The 15,986-nt window shown below is 68.8% G+C and carries 18 protein-coding genes; 11 read left to right on the forward strand and 7 right to left on the reverse strand.

Annotated elements, in window-relative coordinates; genetic code table 11:
* Positions 1 to 5: 5 nt before the first annotated feature.
* Positions 6 to 809, forward strand: a complete 804-nt coding sequence (locus NVS83_RS22825; protein WP_258741550.1) for a YdcF family protein — start codon at positions 6 to 8, stop codon at positions 807 to 809.
* On the opposite strand, the gene NVS83_RS22830 is transcribed toward NVS83_RS22825, so the two are convergent.
* Together NVS83_RS22830 and NVS83_RS22835 are read right to left on the reverse strand one after the other, a co-directional pair.
* Positions 806 to 1,108 carry a DUF3253 domain-containing protein gene (locus NVS83_RS22830; protein ID WP_374115107.1) on the reverse strand — a complete coding sequence of 101 codons (303 nt, stop codon included), beginning with the start codon at positions 1,106 to 1,108 and terminating at the stop codon, positions 806 to 808. The two genes, NVS83_RS22825 and NVS83_RS22830, sit on opposite strands and share 4 nt — an antisense overlap.
* Positions 1,105 to 1,800 carry a DUF599 domain-containing protein gene (locus NVS83_RS22835; RefSeq protein ID WP_258741551.1) on the reverse strand — a complete coding sequence of 232 codons (696 nt, stop codon included), beginning with the start codon at positions 1,798 to 1,800 and terminating at the stop codon, positions 1,105 to 1,107. The genes NVS83_RS22830 and NVS83_RS22835 overlap by 4 nt, the downstream gene beginning before the upstream one ends.
* A gap of 644 nt (positions 1,801 to 2,444) precedes the next feature.
* Here NVS83_RS22835 and NVS83_RS22840 point away from each other — a divergent pair.
* The 3 genes from NVS83_RS22840 to NVS83_RS22850 all read left to right on the forward strand — a co-directional run bounded on the left by NVS83_RS22840 (position 2,445) and on the right by NVS83_RS22850 (position 3,826).
* Entirely contained in the window at positions 2,445 to 3,119 is a 675-nt protein-coding gene (locus tag NVS83_RS22840) for a glutathione S-transferase family protein (RefSeq protein WP_258741552.1), read from the forward strand.
* Between the two features lie 40 nt (positions 3,120 to 3,159).
* Positions 3,160 to 3,594 (forward strand): DUF1489 family protein, encoded by a 435-nt coding sequence (locus NVS83_RS22845; protein ID WP_258741553.1) that lies wholly within the window; start codon positions 3,160 to 3,162, stop codon positions 3,592 to 3,594.
* 61 nt (positions 3,595 to 3,655) lie between these two features.
* Positions 3,656 to 3,826: a hypothetical protein gene (locus tag NVS83_RS22850; RefSeq protein ID WP_258733830.1), complete on the forward strand. Its 171-nt coding sequence runs from the start codon at positions 3,656 to 3,658 to the stop codon at positions 3,824 to 3,826.
* A 14-nt stretch (positions 3,827 to 3,840) separates the two neighbouring features.
* Here NVS83_RS22850 and panC read toward each other — a convergent pair whose 3' ends face one another.
* On the reverse strand, positions 3,841 to 4,701 hold the full coding sequence (panC, locus tag NVS83_RS22855; RefSeq protein ID WP_258741557.1) for a pantoate--beta-alanine ligase: 861 nt from the start codon (positions 4,699 to 4,701) through the stop codon (positions 3,841 to 3,843).
* Between the two features lie 139 nt (positions 4,702 to 4,840).
* Here panC and NVS83_RS22860 point away from each other — a divergent pair, with 139 nt between their 5' ends.
* The gene (locus NVS83_RS22860; protein ID WP_258741559.1) at positions 4,841 to 5,587 is read left to right on the forward strand and encodes a VWA domain-containing protein; all 747 of its coding nucleotides are present in this window, start codon (positions 4,841 to 4,843) and stop codon (positions 5,585 to 5,587) included.
* A complete protein-coding gene (locus NVS83_RS22865; RefSeq protein WP_258741560.1) occupies positions 5,584 to 6,282 on the forward strand; it encodes a DnaJ domain-containing protein in 699 nt (232 codons plus the stop codon). The genes NVS83_RS22860 and NVS83_RS22865 overlap by 4 nt, the downstream gene beginning before the upstream one ends.
* Before the next feature lie 11 nt (positions 6,283 to 6,293).
* On the opposite strand, the gene NVS83_RS22870 is transcribed toward NVS83_RS22865, so the two are convergent.
* Positions 6,294 to 7,976, reverse strand: a complete 1,683-nt coding sequence (locus NVS83_RS22870) for an SPOR domain-containing protein (protein ID WP_258741561.1) — start codon at positions 7,974 to 7,976, stop codon at positions 6,294 to 6,296.
* 364 nt (positions 7,977 to 8,340) lie between these two features.
* On the opposite strand from NVS83_RS22870, the gene NVS83_RS22875 reads away from it, so the two are divergent.
* The 5 genes from NVS83_RS22875 (at position 8,341) to NVS83_RS22895 (ending at position 13,294) form a co-directional block, all read left to right on the forward strand.
* Entirely contained in the window at positions 8,341 to 8,676 is a 336-nt protein-coding gene (locus NVS83_RS22875) for a phasin family protein (RefSeq protein WP_258733825.1), read from the forward strand.
* 526 nt (positions 8,677 to 9,202) lie between these two features.
* A complete protein-coding gene (gene clpS, locus NVS83_RS22880; RefSeq protein ID WP_374114586.1) occupies positions 9,203 to 9,559 on the forward strand; it encodes an ATP-dependent Clp protease adapter ClpS in 357 nt (118 codons plus the stop codon).
* 31 nt (positions 9,560 to 9,590) lie between these two features.
* Positions 9,591 to 12,026 (forward strand): ATP-dependent Clp protease ATP-binding subunit ClpA, encoded by a 2,436-nt coding sequence (gene clpA / locus NVS83_RS22885; protein ID WP_258733823.1) that lies wholly within the window; start codon positions 9,591 to 9,593, stop codon positions 12,024 to 12,026.
* 162 nt (positions 12,027 to 12,188) lie between these two features.
* Positions 12,189 to 12,944, forward strand: coding sequence for an AzlC family ABC transporter permease (locus NVS83_RS22890; RefSeq protein ID WP_258741563.1), 756 nt, complete (start codon positions 12,189 to 12,191; stop codon positions 12,942 to 12,944).
* A complete protein-coding gene (locus NVS83_RS22895) occupies positions 12,941 to 13,294 on the forward strand; it encodes an AzlD domain-containing protein (RefSeq protein ID WP_258741564.1) in 354 nt (117 codons plus the stop codon). Before NVS83_RS22890 ends, NVS83_RS22895 begins: the two co-directional genes overlap by 4 nt.
* Here NVS83_RS22895 and NVS83_RS22900 read toward each other — a convergent pair whose 3' ends face one another.
* From NVS83_RS22900 to NVS83_RS22910, 3 genes are all read right to left on the reverse strand, one after another.
* On the reverse strand, positions 13,295 to 13,717 hold the full coding sequence (locus tag NVS83_RS22900) for an HIT domain-containing protein (protein WP_258741565.1): 423 nt from the start codon (positions 13,715 to 13,717) through the stop codon (positions 13,295 to 13,297).
* A 103-nt stretch (positions 13,718 to 13,820) separates the two neighbouring features.
* Positions 13,821 to 15,071 carry a GNAT family N-acetyltransferase gene (locus NVS83_RS22905; RefSeq protein WP_258741566.1) on the reverse strand — a complete coding sequence of 417 codons (1,251 nt, stop codon included), beginning with the start codon at positions 15,069 to 15,071 and terminating at the stop codon, positions 13,821 to 13,823.
* Positions 15,072 to 15,231: 160 nt separating this feature from the next.
* Complete coding sequence (locus tag NVS83_RS22910) at positions 15,232 to 15,978, reverse strand: glycerophosphodiester phosphodiesterase family protein (RefSeq protein WP_258741626.1); 747 nt, start codon at positions 15,976 to 15,978, stop codon at positions 15,232 to 15,234.
* Positions 15,979 to 15,986: the final 8 nt, after the last annotated feature.

Genomic DNA, 15,986 nt, shown 5'->3' on the forward strand with positions numbered 1-15,986 from the left:
GCCTCATGTTCTTCTACGCCTCCAAGATCGCCTGGATGGTCGCCGTTCCCTCGACCTTCCTCACCCTGCTGGCGCTCGTCGGCCTGATGCTGATGCCATGGTTCCGCCGGCTCGGGCTGACGCTCGCCGCACTGGGGGCGATCGGCATCGCGGTGGCTGGCCTGGGGCCGCTCGGGCGCGTGCTGATGCACGAGCTGGAGCAGCGCTTTCCCCAATATGAGGGCGAGGGGCCGGTGACCGGCGTGATCGTGCTCGGCGGCGCGGAGCTGACCGAGATCACCGCCTCGCGCGGGCAGCCGAGCTTCAACGAGTCGGCCGAGCGGGAATTCGCGCTCGCCGACCTTTCGCGCCGCTACCCGCAGGCGCGGCTGGTCTTCGTTGGCGGCAGCGGGCAGATCCTCGGCTCGACCATGCAGGAGGCCGCGGTGGTCCGCCGGGCGCTGGGTCAGCTCGGCGTCGATCCGGCGCGGGTGACCTTCGAGACCCGCTCGCGCAACACGGCCGAGAACGCCCGCAACGCGCGGGAATTGCTCGAGCCGCAGCCGGGCGAGCGCTGGCTGCTCGTCACCTCGGCCTTCCATATGCCGCGCGCGGTGGGATGCTTCCGTGCCGCGGGATTTCCGGTGATCGCCTATCCGGTCGATTTCCGCACCACGGACAGGCTGAGCTTCGGGCTGTTCAGCAGCGTGTCGGAAGGGCTCGATTTCGTCGACCGTTCCGTGCGCGAATGGGTGGGACTTGCCGTCTATTACTGGACCGGACGCACCGACGCGTGGTTCCCCGCGCCCCGGCCCGAATCCCAGCCCTAGGCCGGTTCGTCCGGCGGCAGGCCGAGCCGGTAGACGCCCTTGAGGCCGTCCGGGTCGACGGGCTTGCCCTTGCGATAGATGACGAGCCGCCCCTCGCGGGCAAGGCGCAGCGCGGTGCGGCGCACCAGCGGAAGCAGGCTCTGCCAGTCCGGCCCCGTCGCCAGCGCCCGCGCCGGTTCCTCGGGAGCGATGGTGCGCGGCGCGTCGGGACGGCCGGCGAGGGCGAGGATCGCCGCCTCCATCGCGGCCTCGTCCGGCGCGGCGTCCGTCGGGGCTGTGTCGGTAGATGGCGCCGTCACGGCCGGCCTCCCGCGTCCGTATCGAGGATCCAGTGCGAGTCGCGCCCGATCTGGCGGTTGATCATGACGAAGAAGATCGCGACCGTCGCCGCCATGAAGGCCCAGCCGTTTATGTACCAGCCGAGATAGCCGATGGCGAAGAAGAAGGCGCGCTGGCCGCGGTTGAAGTGCCGCCCGGCCAGCGTCGCCATGCGCGCGGCCGAGAGCACATGCGCCTGCGCCTCCGCGCTGGCGGCCTCGGCGGGTGGCGGCGTCGAGCCGACCAGGATGGTCGTGTAGTTGAACAGCCGGTAGGCCCAGGCGAACTTGAAGAAGGCGTTGGCGAAGATCAGCGTCAGGCCGAGCGTCTTGATCTCCCAGCTCGCGCGCGTGGGCGCGACGAAAGGCAGGTCGGCGAAGATCGCCATCACCGCGTCGGTCGACTGGAGGATCGCCAGCGCCGCGCCGATCGCCAGCAGCGAGGTGGAGGCGAAGAAGGCCGTGCCATTCTGCAGTGCAGCGACGATCTGGGTGTCGACGATGCGGTTCTCGCGCGCCAGCATGCGCTGCATCCACTGCAGCCGGAAGCCGTCCATGCGCCCGTTCAGGGTCCGCCCGCGCGACCACCCGCCCTCCATCAGATGGTGGTAGGCGACCCAGGTCACGGCGAACAGGGCGAAGGCCATCCCGTCCAGATAAGTGAAGCCGAACATGGCGGTAGGATCGTGCCCTCGCGTTTCGCTTCAACCAGCATCGCCGCCGAATCGGCTGATGCGGCGGTGGCCGAGCTTACCATTGGCGCGAAGACAGGCACGCCCCGGATCCGCCCTTCCCATGCGTCCCGAGCGCGTCTGGGTTGCAGGGCAGCAGTGGATTGTGACGTTTCCGCGATTGCGAAAGGAGTAACGTTTCATTAAATAATGTTTCGTGCGCTGCGCTTCGGGAGTCGTTCCCGCGAAAGCCGGCGGTCAGGTGTGATTATCCGGGGATCATCCATGAGTTCCCTTTCCGAGCGCTCCTGTTGGGGAGTTGCGCGCTGGGCTGTTGTCGCCTTTCTCGTAGGTGTCGGTCTGGTCTATCTGTTCGGCGGTTTCGACGCCGTTCAGGTCGCCGCGAGCTGAACGTGCCTGCCAATTCCTGGCTCTCGTTCAGCTTTTGCGAGCGGCCTGCCTAAATCTGAAAGCGGCCCGGCCAACAGCCGGGCCGTTTTCCGTTTCCGGACTGCGAGTGGGTCGCCAGCCGATGCCGCCCGGGCCGCGATCAACGTCGCTGATCGCGTCCATGACGTCTTCGCATTTGCGCCGCGAGGCGCGACGCCGGAAGGTGGCGTCCCCCAATTCCCGCGCGGAGGCACGGCGTGACGCTTAAGCTGGTGATCGGCAACAAGAACTATTCCTCGTGGTCGCTGCGCCCCTGGCTGGCGATGACCGCGTTCGGCATCGCCTTCGAGGAGATCCTGGTCCCGCTCGACACGCCCGAGTTCAAGAGCCAGATCCGCGCGCATTCGCCGGCGGGGCGGGTGCCGGTGCTGATCGACGGCGAGGCGGTGGTGTGGGAATCGATCGCCATCCTCGAGCATCTCGCCGAACGCTTTCCCCACAAGCCGCTCTGGCCGCGCGAGCCGGTGGCGCGGGCCCATGCCCGCTCGCTGGCGACCGAGATGCATGGCGGCTTCGGCGCGCTGCGCCGCGAGGCGCCGATGAACCTCTGGCGCCCGGTGGAGCCGCGCGCCTTTCCCGAGGACACGCTGAAGGACGTGCGCGTGCTGTTGCGCCGCTGGAGCGAGGCGCGCGAGTGCTTCGGTGCCGGCGGGGACTTCCTCTATGGCGCCTTCAGCGCGGCGGACGCGATGTACGCGCCGGTGGCGACGCGGCTGCGCACCTACGCCATCGAGGTCGACCCGGTCGCGGCCGCCTATGTGGAGGCGATCCACGCCCATCCGGCCTTCGTTGCGTGGAAGGAGGCGGCGCTGAAGGAGACCCACGTGCTGGAGATCGACGAGGTCGACTGGCCCGTGGTGAAGCGCGTATAGAGGGCGGCGAACCGCCCGGCCTCCCATGCCCGTCAAAGCCATGCCTCTCAACCTGCTGAAACTCTGCGTCGGCGCCGAATCCATCCAGGACCTCGAGGAGTGGATCGCGCAGAATCTGGCCGGCAAGGCCGCGCGCGGCGAGCCGGTGGAGCAGTTCCACACCACCCGCATGGTGCCGACCCGCACCGACGAGCTGCTCGATGGTGGCTCGCTCTACTGGGTCATCAAGGGCGAGGTCGCCTGCCGCCAGCGCCTGCTCGCGATACGACCCTTCGTGGACGGCGACGGCATCCGGCGCTGCCACCTCGTGCTCGAGCCGGCGGTGCACAAGGTGATGCCGCGCCCGAGCCGGCCGTTCCAGGGCTGGCGGTACCTCGCCGCGAAAGACGCGCCGGCCGACCTCGGTACGGATGAGGGCAGCACCGTGCTGCCCGAGCACCTGCGCCGCGAACTGCGCTCACTCGGCCTCATGTGAGTGCGAACCGGACCGCTCCTTGAACGTTGTCCTTAGGTGAGAACGGATAAGGGAGACCGAGATGGTCCAGGATTCGGACGACCACCGGGAGTTCGATCACGGCGAGACGGTCGTGAAGGCGAACACCGAGGAGCGTCAGGCGGCCGAGGTGCGGCCGATGCGCTACGTACTGGGCATCGGCCTGGTGCTGGTCATCATCGGCATGGCGGTCAGCTACGTGACCTTCACCTGAGGCGGGCCGGCTGTTCAGTCGGGTATGGCCAGATTGTCGATGAGCCGCGTGGTGCCGATCCGCGCCGCCAGCAGCAGGCGGACCGGGCCTTCGGCGGGAGAGGCGATCGGAGCCAGTGTCGCGGCATGGCGCGCTTCCAGATAGTCGAGCGCGAAGCCGGCGGCGATGACCTCGTGGCGGGCCGCGTCGACGGCATTGGCGATCGGCTCGCCGGCCGCGATCGCGGCGGCAGCCTCGCTCAGCGCCCGGTAGAGCGTCGGCGCGGCGGCGCGTTCCTCACGGCCGAGATAGACGTTGCGCGAGGAGAGGGCGAGGCCGTCCGCCTCGCGCACCGTGGGCACCCCGACGATGCGTACGGGAAGATCGAGATCGCGCGCCAGACGGGTGACGACCTGAAGCTGCTGGTAATCCTTCTGCCCGAACAGGGCAACGTCCGGCAGGGTCTGGATCAGCAGCTTGGCGACGACGGTGGCGACGCCGGCGAAATGGGTGGGACGGAAGTCGGTCTCGAGCCCTAGCGCCGGGCCGGCGAGCGAGATGGTGGTGCAGAAGCCTTCGCCATAAATCTCCCCGGCGTCCGGCACGAAGGCGAGCTCGGTGCCGGCGGCGTCGGCCTTGTCGAGATCGGCCTCCAGCGTGCGCGGGTAGCGGCTGAGGTCCTCGGTCGGCGCGAACTGGGTCGGGTTGACGAAGATCGACACCACGACGTGGTCGGCCTCGCCGCGGGCGGCCTCCATCAGCGCGACGTGTCCGGCGTGGAGCGCGCCCATGGTGGGCACCAACGCGACGCTCTCGCCCCCCGCGCGCCATCGGCCCACCTGCGCGCGAAGATCCGCGACGGTGTGGACGGAGCGGATGGTGCGGGTGGAGCTCATGATGCGACCTGCGGGATGCGTCGGCGGGTGGGGCGCGGAAGCTAGCAGAGCGGGAAGGGGGGTCAACCGTTCGGGAGATGGCTGTTCGCCATGCCTCTTCCCCCGCTACTATCGCCGCGAATCCGCGTGCAGGTGTTTCATGGCCGCCGACAAGACCAGACCGTCCACCTCCCCCACGGCGCCGACCGGCCGGACGCCGGCACCGTCCGCCGCGAGTGCCGACGTCGCGGCCTTCCTCGCCGAGGTGAAGGCCCGGCCCCCGGTGGCGGCGGACCGGCGCGGACGGCTGATCTTCGCGCTCGACGCCACCATGAGCCGCCAGCCGACCTGGGACCTCGCCTGCTCGCTGCAGGCGGAGATGTTCAAGGAGGCGGCCGCGATCGGCGGCCTCGACATTCAGCTCGTCTATTATCGCGGCATCAACGAGTGCAAGGCCTCGCCCTGGCTCGCCGACGCCGGCAAGCTGGGCGCGCTGATGGGGCGGATCGATTGCCGGGGCGGGCGCACGCAGATCTCCCGCGTGCTGCGTCACGCCGCCAGCCAGGCGGAGAGGGGGCCCGTCGGCGCGGTGGTGTTCATCGGCGACGCCATGGAGGAGCCGGTCGACGCCCTGTGCGCCGAGGCGGGGCCGCTGGCGATGCGTGCCATTCCGGTGATGCTGTTCCAGGAAGGTCACGACCCGGTGGCCGAGAACGCCTTTCGCGAGATCGCGCGGCTGACGCACGGGGCGTGGTGCCGGTTCGATGCCGGCGCCGCGGCGCAGCTGCGGGCGCTGCTGCGCGCGGCTGCGGCCTATGCGGCTGGAGGCACGCAGGCGCTGACCGCGCTGGCACAGTCCTCGGCCGGCGCCCGCCAGCTTATCGCCGCGCTCGGAGCGCGGCGATGATCAACCTGCTCGCGGGCGCGGCCATCGTCGCGCTGCTCTATTACGGGCTGAAGGCGTTCGGCCGGGCCGACGCGCAGACGCTGGCCAAGCTCGGCCGCTCGGTCGGCGGGACGGTGGTGCTGCTGCTCGCCGGCTTCCTCGGCATGCGCGGGCATATCGAGACCGCGCTGCCGCTCGGCATCTTCGGCCTGTCGCTGATCGGCTGGAACATCGGCCAGGCGCTGCCTTGGTCGCGCGGGCAGAAGACGCCCGGCAGGCAGTCGAAGGTGCGCACCGCCATGCTCGACATGGTGCTCGACCATGACAGCGGACGGCTCAGCGGCACGGTGATCGGCGGGCCGCTGAAGGGGGCCGCCCTCGACGGGCTGGACGTGGCGACGCTGGCGCGGCTCGCGCTCGAGGTGGACCCCGAGAGCCGCCAGCTACTCGAAGCTTACCTGGACCGCCGGGCGCCCGGCTGGCGTGAAAACGCTCAGGGCGACCCGGGCCGGGGGCGCGCTCATGCGGCGAGCCGCGGCGCGATGACGGAAGAGGAGGCCTACCAGATCCTGGGCCTTCCGCCGGGGGCGGGGACGGACGAGATCCGAAAGGCTCACCGATCCCTTATGAAGAAACTCCATCCCGACCAGGGCGGGTCGAACTATCTCGCCGCCCGGGTAAACGAGGCCAAGGATATCCTGCTCGACGGGCATTGATCGCATCCCCGTCAGTTCCGGAAGACCATGCAGCCGAAGTCCTGGCGCTTCAGGGCGCTGCAGGCCTTGCGCGCGGCGGCCTCGGCATCGAAGCCGGCGAAGCGGGCGCGCACGAAGGTGGTCGAGCCCTTGGTCGCTTCCTCGGTGTAGGGATCGACATTGGCGAGCGGGCCGGGGACCTTCTTCTGCGCCCGGGCGATCTGGGCGCGGGCGTCGGCCTCGCTGCCATAGGCGCCGATCTGGATCGCCCAGCCCGAACGCGGAGCGGCGGTCTTCTCGGCGACCTCGGTGTCCTGGCGCGGAATGGCGACGTCGCCGACGCTGGCCACCTCGATCGGCTTGATGGCGCGCTGCGCCGCGGCGGTCTTCACGCCCGAGCCCGGCAGCGGGCTGAAGGACAGCGTGCCGAGAATGCCGGGCTGGTTGCTGAAATGCGCGGTCGCGGCGGAATTGGGCGATACCACAGCCACGGTCTTGACGTTCACCGGCACGATCGGCGCGGCCGAACCCACGGGCGGGGTATCCTCGACCGGCGCGGCGGCGACCTGGGCGGCCTCGACCTTGACCGGGGCGCGCGCGGCCTGCTGCGGCGCGGCCAGCGGCATCGGGATGGAGGCGGTGGCCATCGTGTCCTCGTCCTCGACCTCGGCCATCGCCAGCGGGGCGGAGGCGGACGAGGTGACGGACGCGGCGGCCGAGGCCAGGGCGAAGCGCGGATTGGCGAGCGGAACCGGCACCTCCTCCGGCGACACGGCCGGCGGGGCGGGCGGCGTCGGCGTGGCGAGCGCGACCACCGGCGTCGGCAGGTCGTCGGCGTCCACCGGCGCCTTGTCCATGCGGGCGACCATCTGCCGGCCGGAATAGGCGCGGGACAGCGTGTCGTTGAGCAGCGCGACCATGCGGTTGTCGCGCGAGGCGGCGCTGCGGCCGCCGAGCACCACGGCGATCACGTAGCGGCCGTCACGCTTCACGCTGGTCAGCAAATTGAAGCCGGAGGCGTTGGTGTAGCCGGTCTTGATGCCGTCCACGCCCTTCATCCGCCCGAGCATCCGGTTGTGATTGCGGATGGCGACCCCGTGATACATGAAGCTGCGTTCCTCGAAATACTTGTAGTAGGTCGGGAAGCGTTCCTGGATCGCGCGGCCGAGTGTGGCGAGGTCGCGGGCGGTGGTGAGCTGGCGCTTGTCGGGCAGGCCGTTCGGGTTGACGTAGTTGGTGCGCGACATGCCGAGCTGGTGGGCGCGGCGGGTCATCAGGCGCGCGAATTCGGGCACGCTGCCGGAGATGTTCTCGGCGATCACCACTGCGACGTCGTTCGCCGAGCGTGTGATGAGCGCCTGGATGGCGTCTTCGACCTGGATGGTGGAGCCGGCCTTCACGCCGAGCTTCGAGGGCTGCTGCTTGGACGCGTAGGAGGAGACCTTGAGCTGCGAATTGAGCCGCAGCTTACCGGCCTCGAGCTGCTCGAACAGCAGGTAGAGCGTCATCACCTTGGTGACGGAGGCGGGATGACGCAGCGAATCCGCGTCGTCCTGGTGAAGCACCTTGCCCGTGTTGGCGTCGATGACGATGTCGGCATAACCGCGTTGCCAGCCGCCGCTCGCTGCCTCGGCCGCACCGGCCCCCAGCACCGAAATTGCCAACAAGGTCGCCCCCGCACGCAGAAGCCGCGTGCCCATCCCCGGAACCTGCATCTACCCGTCCCGCTACTCATCCGGCCCCCGGCCGGGAACATCCAGACCCGTCAGCGCCCCCTGCGTTGCATGCGCCTTTGCGGCGCTGATATCCCGCAGCTCAAGGAAACGTTGCCGAGCGATCACTACGGGGAGCTTATGGAGGGCGCGGTTACGAACTCGTAAACTCGGATAGTGAACGACATTCATGTGGCGAGAAAAAGGGCAGGTAGCGCAGTGTTGTAGCCGCCATATTGCAGTGCACAAAATTCATTGACGTGGATGGTGCATCGCATTATATAGAGCGTGGGACCACGGTTTCCCAAAGCAGGCGCGGGTGAGACGCGTAGGCCGCACGCGCGGAGGAGCAAAGGAGTTGGCTACCATGCAGAATATGGACGAGATCCAGAAACTGGGTAAGGACAATCTCGACATCGCCATGAAGAGCTTCGGCACCATGTCGAAGGGCGTCCAGGCGATCGCCGTCGAAGTCGCCGACTATTCCAAGAAGTCCTTCGAGGAAGGCACTGCCGCGGCCGAGAAGCTGTTCGGCGCCAAGACGCTCGACAAGGCGGTCGAGATCCAGTCCGACTATTTCAAGAACGCCTATGAGGGCTTCGTCGCCCAGGCGACCAAGATGGGCGAGCTCTATGCCGATCTCGCCAAGGAAACCTACAAGCCGTACGAGAGCATGCTGGGCAAGTTTCCCGGCGCCAAGTGACCGACGATCAGGTGACCGGCGTCAGTTGACCGGCGTCGAGTGAGGCGCCGCGCCGAGGCTGGTCTCTCTGGGGCTCTCCCCGGGTCCGTCGCGACGGCGTCTGCGCGGGCTTGTCCCGCTGCCGTATTCGCGGGGCAGGTCCGGCGAGGGTGCTCGGGCGCATCGCTTCCCGCAGTCTCTTCGGCAGGTCTCTTCCGGCTTTGGGCCGGTACCGTCTCCACCGCAAAGGCCCGGCTCCCCGCCGGGCCTTCTGCTTTTGTGGCCATGCCCGGCCACGACCTGCCGTGCCGGCCGGCACGCCTTTTCCTCGCCCCTCGGGGATGTTTTCCACGGCGGGCGCAAGGGGCGCGTCATCGCGCGGTCATGCGCCAAGGCGGCGTCGCGCAATGATCCGGGCGGGCAATGTCACCGGATTGCGACAGACCGCCCGCAAGGAGGCTCTGGCGCTGGGGGGGAGGCGTACCTATTATAGTTTCCTACGGCCAGCCCCGGCCGCGAAGGTCCAGCCTGAATGGCACTATCGGTCATGTCTAAGCTGCACGAGAGGATGATGGCTGACGACGAGCGTCGCCGGCGCGGCGACAACGCGCCCGGCACGGCGGTGATTACCCGTACCAAGCCGCAGGTGAAGCGGCCCAATCTCTATCGGGTGCTCCTTCTCAACGACGACTACACGCCAATGGAGTTCGTCGTGCACGTGCTGGAGCATTTCTTCACCAAGAACCGGGAGGAAGCCACCCAGATCATGCTGCATGTGCACCAGCATGGCGTGGGCGAGTGCGGCGTCTACACCTATGAGGTGGCCGAGACAAAGGTCACCCAGGTGATGGACTTCGCACGAAAGCATCAGCATCCTTTGCAGTGCGTCATGGAGAAGAAGTGACGCCCCGCGACGGCTAAATGAAGAGGTCCCGATGCCCACCTTCTCCCGAAGCCTCGAACAGTCACTTCACCGGGCCCTCGCGCTCGCTAACGAACGCCATCACGAATACGCAACCCTCGAGCACCTGCTGCTGTCGCTGGTCGACGACCAGGATTCCGCCGCGGTCATGCGCGCGTGCAATGTCGATCTCGAGAAGCTGCGCCGGAACCTGGTCGAGTACATCGACACCGAGCTCGACAACCTGGTGCAGGACGCGGGCGAGGATTCCAAGCCGACGGCCGGATTCCAGCGCGTGATCCAGCGCGCGGTGATCCACGTCCAGTCCTCCGGCCGCGAGGAGGTGACCGGCGCCAACGTGCTGGTCGCGATCTTCGCCGAGCGGGAGAGCCATGCGGCCTATTTCCTGCAAGAGCAGGACATGACCCGTTACGACGCGGTCAACTACATCAGCCACGGCATCGCCAAGCGCGCCGGCATGTCCGAGAGTCGTCCCGTCCGTGGCGCCGAGGAGGAGACGGAGACGAAGACCGGGGAAGAGGCCAAGAAGAAGGCCGATGCGCTCGAAGCCTATTGCGTGAACCTCAACAAGAAGGCGCGCGACGGGAAGATCGATCCGCTGATTGGCCGCGACGGCGAGATCCAGCGCACCATCCAGGTGCTCTGCCGCCGTTCCAAGAACAACCCGCTTTTCGTGGGTGATCCCGGCGTGGGCAAGACCGCCATCGCCGAGGGCCTTGCGCGCCGCATCGTCGACGGCGAGGTGCCGGACGTCCTCAAGAAGGCGACCGTGTTCTCGCTTGACATGGGCGCGCTGCTCGCCGGCACGCGCTACCGCGGCGACTTCGAGGAGCGCCTGAAGCAGGTGGTGAAGGAGATCGAGGCCTATCCGGACGCGATCATGTTCATCGACGAGATCCACACGGTGATCGGCGCCGGGGCGACCTCCGGCGGGGCGATGGATGCCTCCAATCTGCTCAAGCCTGCCCTCGCTTCGGGCACGCTGCGCTGCATCGGCTCGACCACCTACAAGGAGTACCGCCAGTACTTCGAGAAGGACCGCGCCCTGGTCCGGCGCTTCCAGAAGATCGACGTGCCGGAGCCGACCGTGCCGGACGCGATCGAGATCCTGCGGGGGCTGAAGCCCTATTTCGAGGACTACCACCGACTGCGCTACACCAACGACGCCATCAAGGCGGCGGTGGAGCTCTCCGCACGCTACATCCACGACCGCAAGCTGCCGGACAAGGCGATCGACATCATCGACGAGTCCGGCGCGGCCCAGATGCTGCTGCCGGAGGGCCGGCGCAAGAAGACCATCGGCGTGAAGGAGATCGAGGCGACCATCGCCACCATCGCCCGCATCCCGCCGAAGACGGTCTCCAAGGACGACACCGAGATCCTCGCCGGGCTGGAGACCACGCTCAAGCGCGTCGTCTACGGCCAGGACAAGGCGATCGAGGCGCTCGCCTCGGCGATCAAGCTCGCCCGCGCGGGCCTGCGTGAACCGGAGAAGCCGATCGGCTCCTACCTGTTCTCCGGCCCCACCGGCGTCGGCAAGACCGAGGTTGCCAAGCAACTCGCCTCCAGCCTCGGCGTCGAGCTGCTTCGCTTCGACATGTCGGAGTACATGGAGCGGCACACCATCTCGCGGCTGATCGGCGCGCCTCCCGGCTATGTCGGCTTCGACCAGGGCGGCCTGCTGACGGACGGCATCGACCAGCATCCGCACTGCGTGCTGCTGCTGGACGAGATCGAGAAGGCGCATCCCGACCTGTTCAACATCCTGCTGCAGGTGATGGACCACGGGAAGCTGACCGACCACAACGGCAAGCAGGTCGACTTCCGCAACGTCATTCTCATCATGACGACCAATGCGGGCGCAGCCGACCTGTCGAAGTCGGCGTTCGGCTTCACCCGCTCCAAGCGGGAGGGCGACGACGTGGAGGCGATCAACCGTCTGTTCGCGCCGGAGTTCCGCAACCGGCTCGATTCGATCATACCGTTCGCCCACCTCACCAACGAGGTGATCGCGCTGGTGGTCGAGAAGTTCGTGCTCCAGCTCGAGGCCCAGCTCGCCGACCGCAACGTCACCATCGAGCTGTCCGACGAGGCGACCGCCTGGCTGGTCGAGCGTGGTTATGACGAGCAGATGGGCGCGCGCCCGATGGGCCGCGTGATCCAGGAGCACATCAAGAAGCCGCTGGCGGACGAGGTGCTGTTCGGCAAGCTGCGCTCGGGCGGGCATGTGCGGGTCGTGGTCGTCACCGACGAGACGGCGACCACCTCGCTCGGCTTCGAGTTCCCCGAGGGGCCGATCACGCCGAAGCCGGAGAAGATCCTGGCGCCGAAGCCCAAGCGCGCGCCGCGTCGCAAGGCCGGCACCGGCACCAAGGCCAAGAAGGCCGCCGATGGCGGGCGTGGCCGGGCCGGCGGTTCGCGCGTGCCGCGCGTGCCGCTCAAGGTCTGAGTCGCGTCGGAGCGGCCCGGTACGCCGGGCCGATCACCGAAAAATGCAAGCCGCCCGCGGTACTTCGCGGGCGGTTTTGTTTTATCTGGCGGCCAGGGTCCGAAGGTTCGGCTTGACCGCGCCGTCCTGCGGGTCGATCAACGGCCCACTGGATTCCGCATAATGCATTCACCCCCTTCCATCCCCGAGGCCGGCGAGGCCGGCACCCCGGTCTGGTTTCTGCGCGGCGCCGTCGCCTCGCTGAGCGCGCCCGGCTTCGTGCTGCTGGCGACCTTCCTCGGGTTCGGCGGCCTGCTGCACGACCTCGGCTTTCCCATCGTCGCCGGCCTGCTCTCCACCGTGCTGGTCTGGGCACTGCCGGCGCAGGTGATCCTGGTCGGCGGGCTGGCGTCGGGTTCCTCGCTCCCGGCCCTGGCTATCGCCGTGTGCCTCTCCGGCGTCCGCCTGCTGCCGATGGTGGTGTCGCTGATGCCGCTGATGCGGGGGCGCAGGCCGCGCCTGTGGCAGGAACTGCTCTGCGCCCATTTCGTCGCCGTCACGCTGTGGGCGGAAGGCTTCCGCCTGCTGCCCAAGGTGCCGACGGCGGCGCGCCCGGCCTTCTCCGTCGGCGTAGGCGCCGGGCTGATGACCACCAGCGTCATCGGCACCGCCGCCGGCTTCTACCTCACCAACGTGCTGCCGGCGCCGCTCGCGGTGGCGCTGCTGCTGCTCACGCCGATCTCCTTCACCATCCTGCTGGTGCGCAATGCGAAGGCGCGCGTCGACTGGCTCGCCATCGTGCTCGGCGCGGCGATCTCGCCCTTCGCCTCCTACCTGCCGGGTGGGCTCGACCTGTTCTGGGCCGGCGTCGGCGGGGGAACGCTCGCCTTCCTCATCGCCCGGCTGCTGCCGAAGCGGCGGACGGGAGCGCGCCCGTGAACGGACAGCTCAGCGAGTTCGGGGCGATCCTGATCGTGATCCTGGTCGGCTTCCTGCCGAACGAGGTCTGGCGCGTCCTCGGCGTCGCGCTCGGGCGCGGGCTCGACGACGACAGCCTCCTCATGCGCTGGATCCGCGCGGTGGCGACGGCGCTGCTGGCGGCGGTGGTCGCGCATCTGGTGCTGGTGCCGAGCGGGGCGCTGGTGGCGCTTCCGCTCTGGCTCAGGCTGGCCGCGGTGGGCTCCGGCATCGCCGGCTTCCTCGTCGGCCGGCGCTCGGTGCTGGCGGGCGTGCTCACCGCCGAGGCGGTGCTGGTCGCCGGCGCCTGGTGGCTCGGCATCGGGGCGTGATCAGCCCGCGAGCGCGGCCTTGAGCGCCTCCGCCTGCGCCGCGAGCGCTTCCGGCGTTTCCTTGTAGGACAGGGGCGGGCGCAGCTCGACGCCGGTATGGCGCGGGATGACGTGGAGATGGAGGTGGAACACCTCCTGTCCGCCGGCCTTCTCGTTGTGCTGGGTCAGCGTGATGCCGTCGGCCTCGAAGGCGCGCATCTGCGCGCGGGCGATGCGCTGCGCGGCGGCGGCGACCGCCGCGAGGTCGTCCGGCTCCACGTCCAGCAGGTTGCGGGACGGGGCCTTGGGGATGACCAGCGTGTGGCCGGTCGCGCGCGGCATGATGTCGAGGAAGGCCAGGACGCGCTCGTCCTCATAGACCCGGTAGGCGGGCAGCTCGCCGCGCAGGATCTTGCCGAAGATGTTGCCCGGATCATAGGTCATGGCGGTCCTCCCTGTCGGCCCGGCGCCCGCCGGCCGTCCTGTGTGCGGGCCGTGATTGCAGCCCGCGCGGCGCCGGTCAAGGCTTCGCGCGCCCGTTCGCGGGTCAGGCTTCCTCGTCGAGGTGGCGGGCATTGTGGCGATAGGGGCCGAGCTCGGTCAGCTCCTCGCCCGCGCTCTCCACATAGTCGCGCTCGCGCTCGAGATAGCTCGCCACCGCCGCGCGCAAGCCTGGGTCAGCGATGAAATGGGCCGAGCGGGTGGTCACCGGCAGATAGCCGCGTGCCAGCTTGTGCTCGCCTTGGGCGCCGGCTTCGACCGTGGCGAGGCCGCGCGCGATCGCGAACTCGATCGCCTGGTGGTAGCAGACCTCGAAATGCAGGAAGGGATGATGCTCGACGGCGCCCCAGTTGCGGCCATAGAGCGTATCCGGACCAATGAAGTTGATGGCACCGGCGATCCAGCGTCCGGCGCGCTTCGCCATGACCAGCAGCACGCGGTCCGCCATCCGTTCGCCGATCAGCGAGTAGAATTTCCGGTTGAGATAGGGACGACCCCATTTGCGCGAGCCGGTCTCCATGTAGAAGGCGAAGAAGGCGTCCCAGATCTCCTCGGTGATATCGGCGCCGGTGAGCCAGTGGACGGAGATACCGTTCGCCAGCGCCTCGCGCCGCTCGCGCCGGATGACCTTGCGCTTGCGCGAGGCGAGCTCGCCGAGGAAGTCATCGAAGCTGCCATAGCCGCGATTGTGCCAGTGGAACTGCTGGTCGGTGCGGGGCAGGAACTCCTCGCCCTCCAGCGCCCGCGCATCGGCCTCGGTCAGGAAGGTGGCATGGACCGAGGAGGCGCCGCGCATCTCCGCCAGTGCGACCAGCCCCTGCGCCAGTGCGGTGCGGGCGGCGGGCGCGGTGGCGCCGGCGCGCACCAGCAGGCGCGGGCCGGTGGCGGGGGTGAAGGGCACGCTGACCTGGAGCTTGGGATAGTAGCGCCCGCCCGCCCGCTCATAGGCCTCGGCCCAGCCATGGTCGAAGACGTATTCGCCCTGCGAGTGGGACTTCAGATAGGCCGGGCAGATGGCGAGCACCTGCTCGTTCGCGCCCTCCAGCACCAGATGCTGCGGCAGCCAGCCGGTCTTGGCCGAGACCGAGCCGGATTCCTCCAGCGCGGAAAGAAACTCGTGGCTGGTGAACGGGTTGCCGCGCCGTTTGGCCGGGTCGGAAAAATCCTTGCAGATCAGCTTCTTGAAGTCGTTCGATAAGGTTTCGAGCGAGGCGTCGTCGGCGCAGGCGTTCCAGTCTGCGGGCGTGAGGGCACGAATGTCGCTCTCGACGCGCAGACGGATGGTGTCGTCAGTCATGGGATGCCGTGTCGTTCGCAGGATGGCCCGGGGTGCCGTGCCTAATGTGCGCGCCCCATGCGGCGGACGGAAGGCGTTTCACGACAACGCGAATTCCGGTGCCCTGCACTGCGGGCAGGGCACGGAGCGCATGCTTGGGTGGGAGTTCAGGGCAAGATGCTCAGGGCAGGAAGCCCTCGAAGATGATCTGGTCGGCGTGGCGGGCGGCGACGGCGCGGTCCTCTGCGGTGCGCACGGTCCAGGTCAGCAGCGGCAGGCCGAGCGAGCGCCGCGCCAGCGCGACGGCCGGCGAGGGCAGGTCCTTCACGTAATGGGCGAGGAAGTCCGGGCGCGTGCGCGGGATGTGGAGCAGGTTGCCCCAGGCGAACTTGGTGCCCGGCGCCAGGAAATCCCATTCCGGGTCGTCATAGCGCCGCTCCATGGTGAAGCCGCGCGGAATGTGGGGCGCGAGGCGCAGCGCCGCGGCCACGAGGTCGGGGTCGAACGACATCAGCGCCGCCGGGCCGGCATAGTCCGCCAGGATGTCGGCGGCCCGCACGGCGAGCGCGTCGTCGCCGTCGAAGCGGCTCTTCATCTCGATGACGAGCGGCACCCGCCCGGCGACCCGCGTCAGCAGCTCCGGCAGGGTCATCATCCGGTCGCTGGTATCGCGAAAGGCGACCGCCTTGAGCGCGGCGGCGGAAAGCGCGCCGACCGGGCCGGTGGCCGTCGTCAGCCGGTCGAGCGTGTCGTCGTGGAACACCATGACCTCGCCGTCGGCGGCGAGCTGGATGTCGACCTCGATCGCGTAGTCGCGGGCGATCGCCGCGTCGACTGCCGCGGGCGTGTTCTCGACGATGCCGCGCGCCGCGTCATGCAGGGCGCGATGCGCCACCGGCCGGGCGGTGAGCCAGGCCGGGGCGTTGATCGCATAGG

The organism is Ancylobacter mangrovi (genome assembly GCF_024752335.1).
Taxonomy (GTDB): Bacteria; Pseudomonadota; Alphaproteobacteria; order Rhizobiales; family Xanthobacteraceae; genus Ancylobacter; species Ancylobacter mangrovi.

Bases quoted from the DNA above. Each gene is read 5' to 3' on its own strand.
- NVS83_RS22825 (WP_258741550.1), top strand. From the start codon at position 6: ATGTTCTTCTACGCCTCCAAGATCGCCTGGATGGTCGCCGTTCCCTCG.
- NVS83_RS22835 (WP_258741551.1), bottom strand. From the start codon at position 1,800: ATGTTCGGCTTCACTTATCTGGACGGGATGGCCTTCGCCCTGTTCGCC.
- NVS83_RS22845 (WP_258741553.1), top strand. From the start codon at position 3,160: ATGCCTCTCAACCTGCTGAAACTCTGCGTCGGCGCCGAATCCATCCAG.
- NVS83_RS22850 (WP_258733830.1), top strand. From the start codon at position 3,656: ATGGTCCAGGATTCGGACGACCACCGGGAGTTCGATCACGGCGAGACG.
- panC (WP_258741557.1), bottom strand. From the start codon at position 4,701: ATGAGCTCCACCCGCACCATCCGCTCCGTCCACACCGTCGCGGATCTT.
- NVS83_RS22860 (WP_258741559.1), top strand. From the start codon at position 4,841: ATGGCCGCCGACAAGACCAGACCGTCCACCTCCCCCACGGCGCCGACC.
- NVS83_RS22865 (WP_258741560.1), top strand. From the start codon at position 5,584: ATGATCAACCTGCTCGCGGGCGCGGCCATCGTCGCGCTGCTCTATTAC.
- NVS83_RS22870 (WP_258741561.1), bottom strand. From the start codon at position 7,976: ATGCAGGTTCCGGGGATGGGCACGCGGCTTCTGCGTGCGGGGGCGACC.
- NVS83_RS22875 (WP_258733825.1), top strand. From the start codon at position 8,341: ATGCAGAATATGGACGAGATCCAGAAACTGGGTAAGGACAATCTCGAC.
- clpS (WP_374114586.1), top strand. From the start codon at position 9,203: ATGTCTAAGCTGCACGAGAGGATGATGGCTGACGACGAGCGTCGCCGG.
- clpA (WP_258733823.1), top strand. From the start codon at position 9,591: ATGCCCACCTTCTCCCGAAGCCTCGAACAGTCACTTCACCGGGCCCTC.
- NVS83_RS22890 (WP_258741563.1), top strand. From the start codon at position 12,189: ATGCATTCACCCCCTTCCATCCCCGAGGCCGGCGAGGCCGGCACCCCG.
- NVS83_RS22900 (WP_258741565.1), bottom strand. From the start codon at position 13,717: ATGACCTATGATCCGGGCAACATCTTCGGCAAGATCCTGCGCGGCGAG.
- NVS83_RS22905 (WP_258741566.1), bottom strand. From the start codon at position 15,071: ATGACTGACGACACCATCCGTCTGCGCGTCGAGAGCGACATTCGTGCC.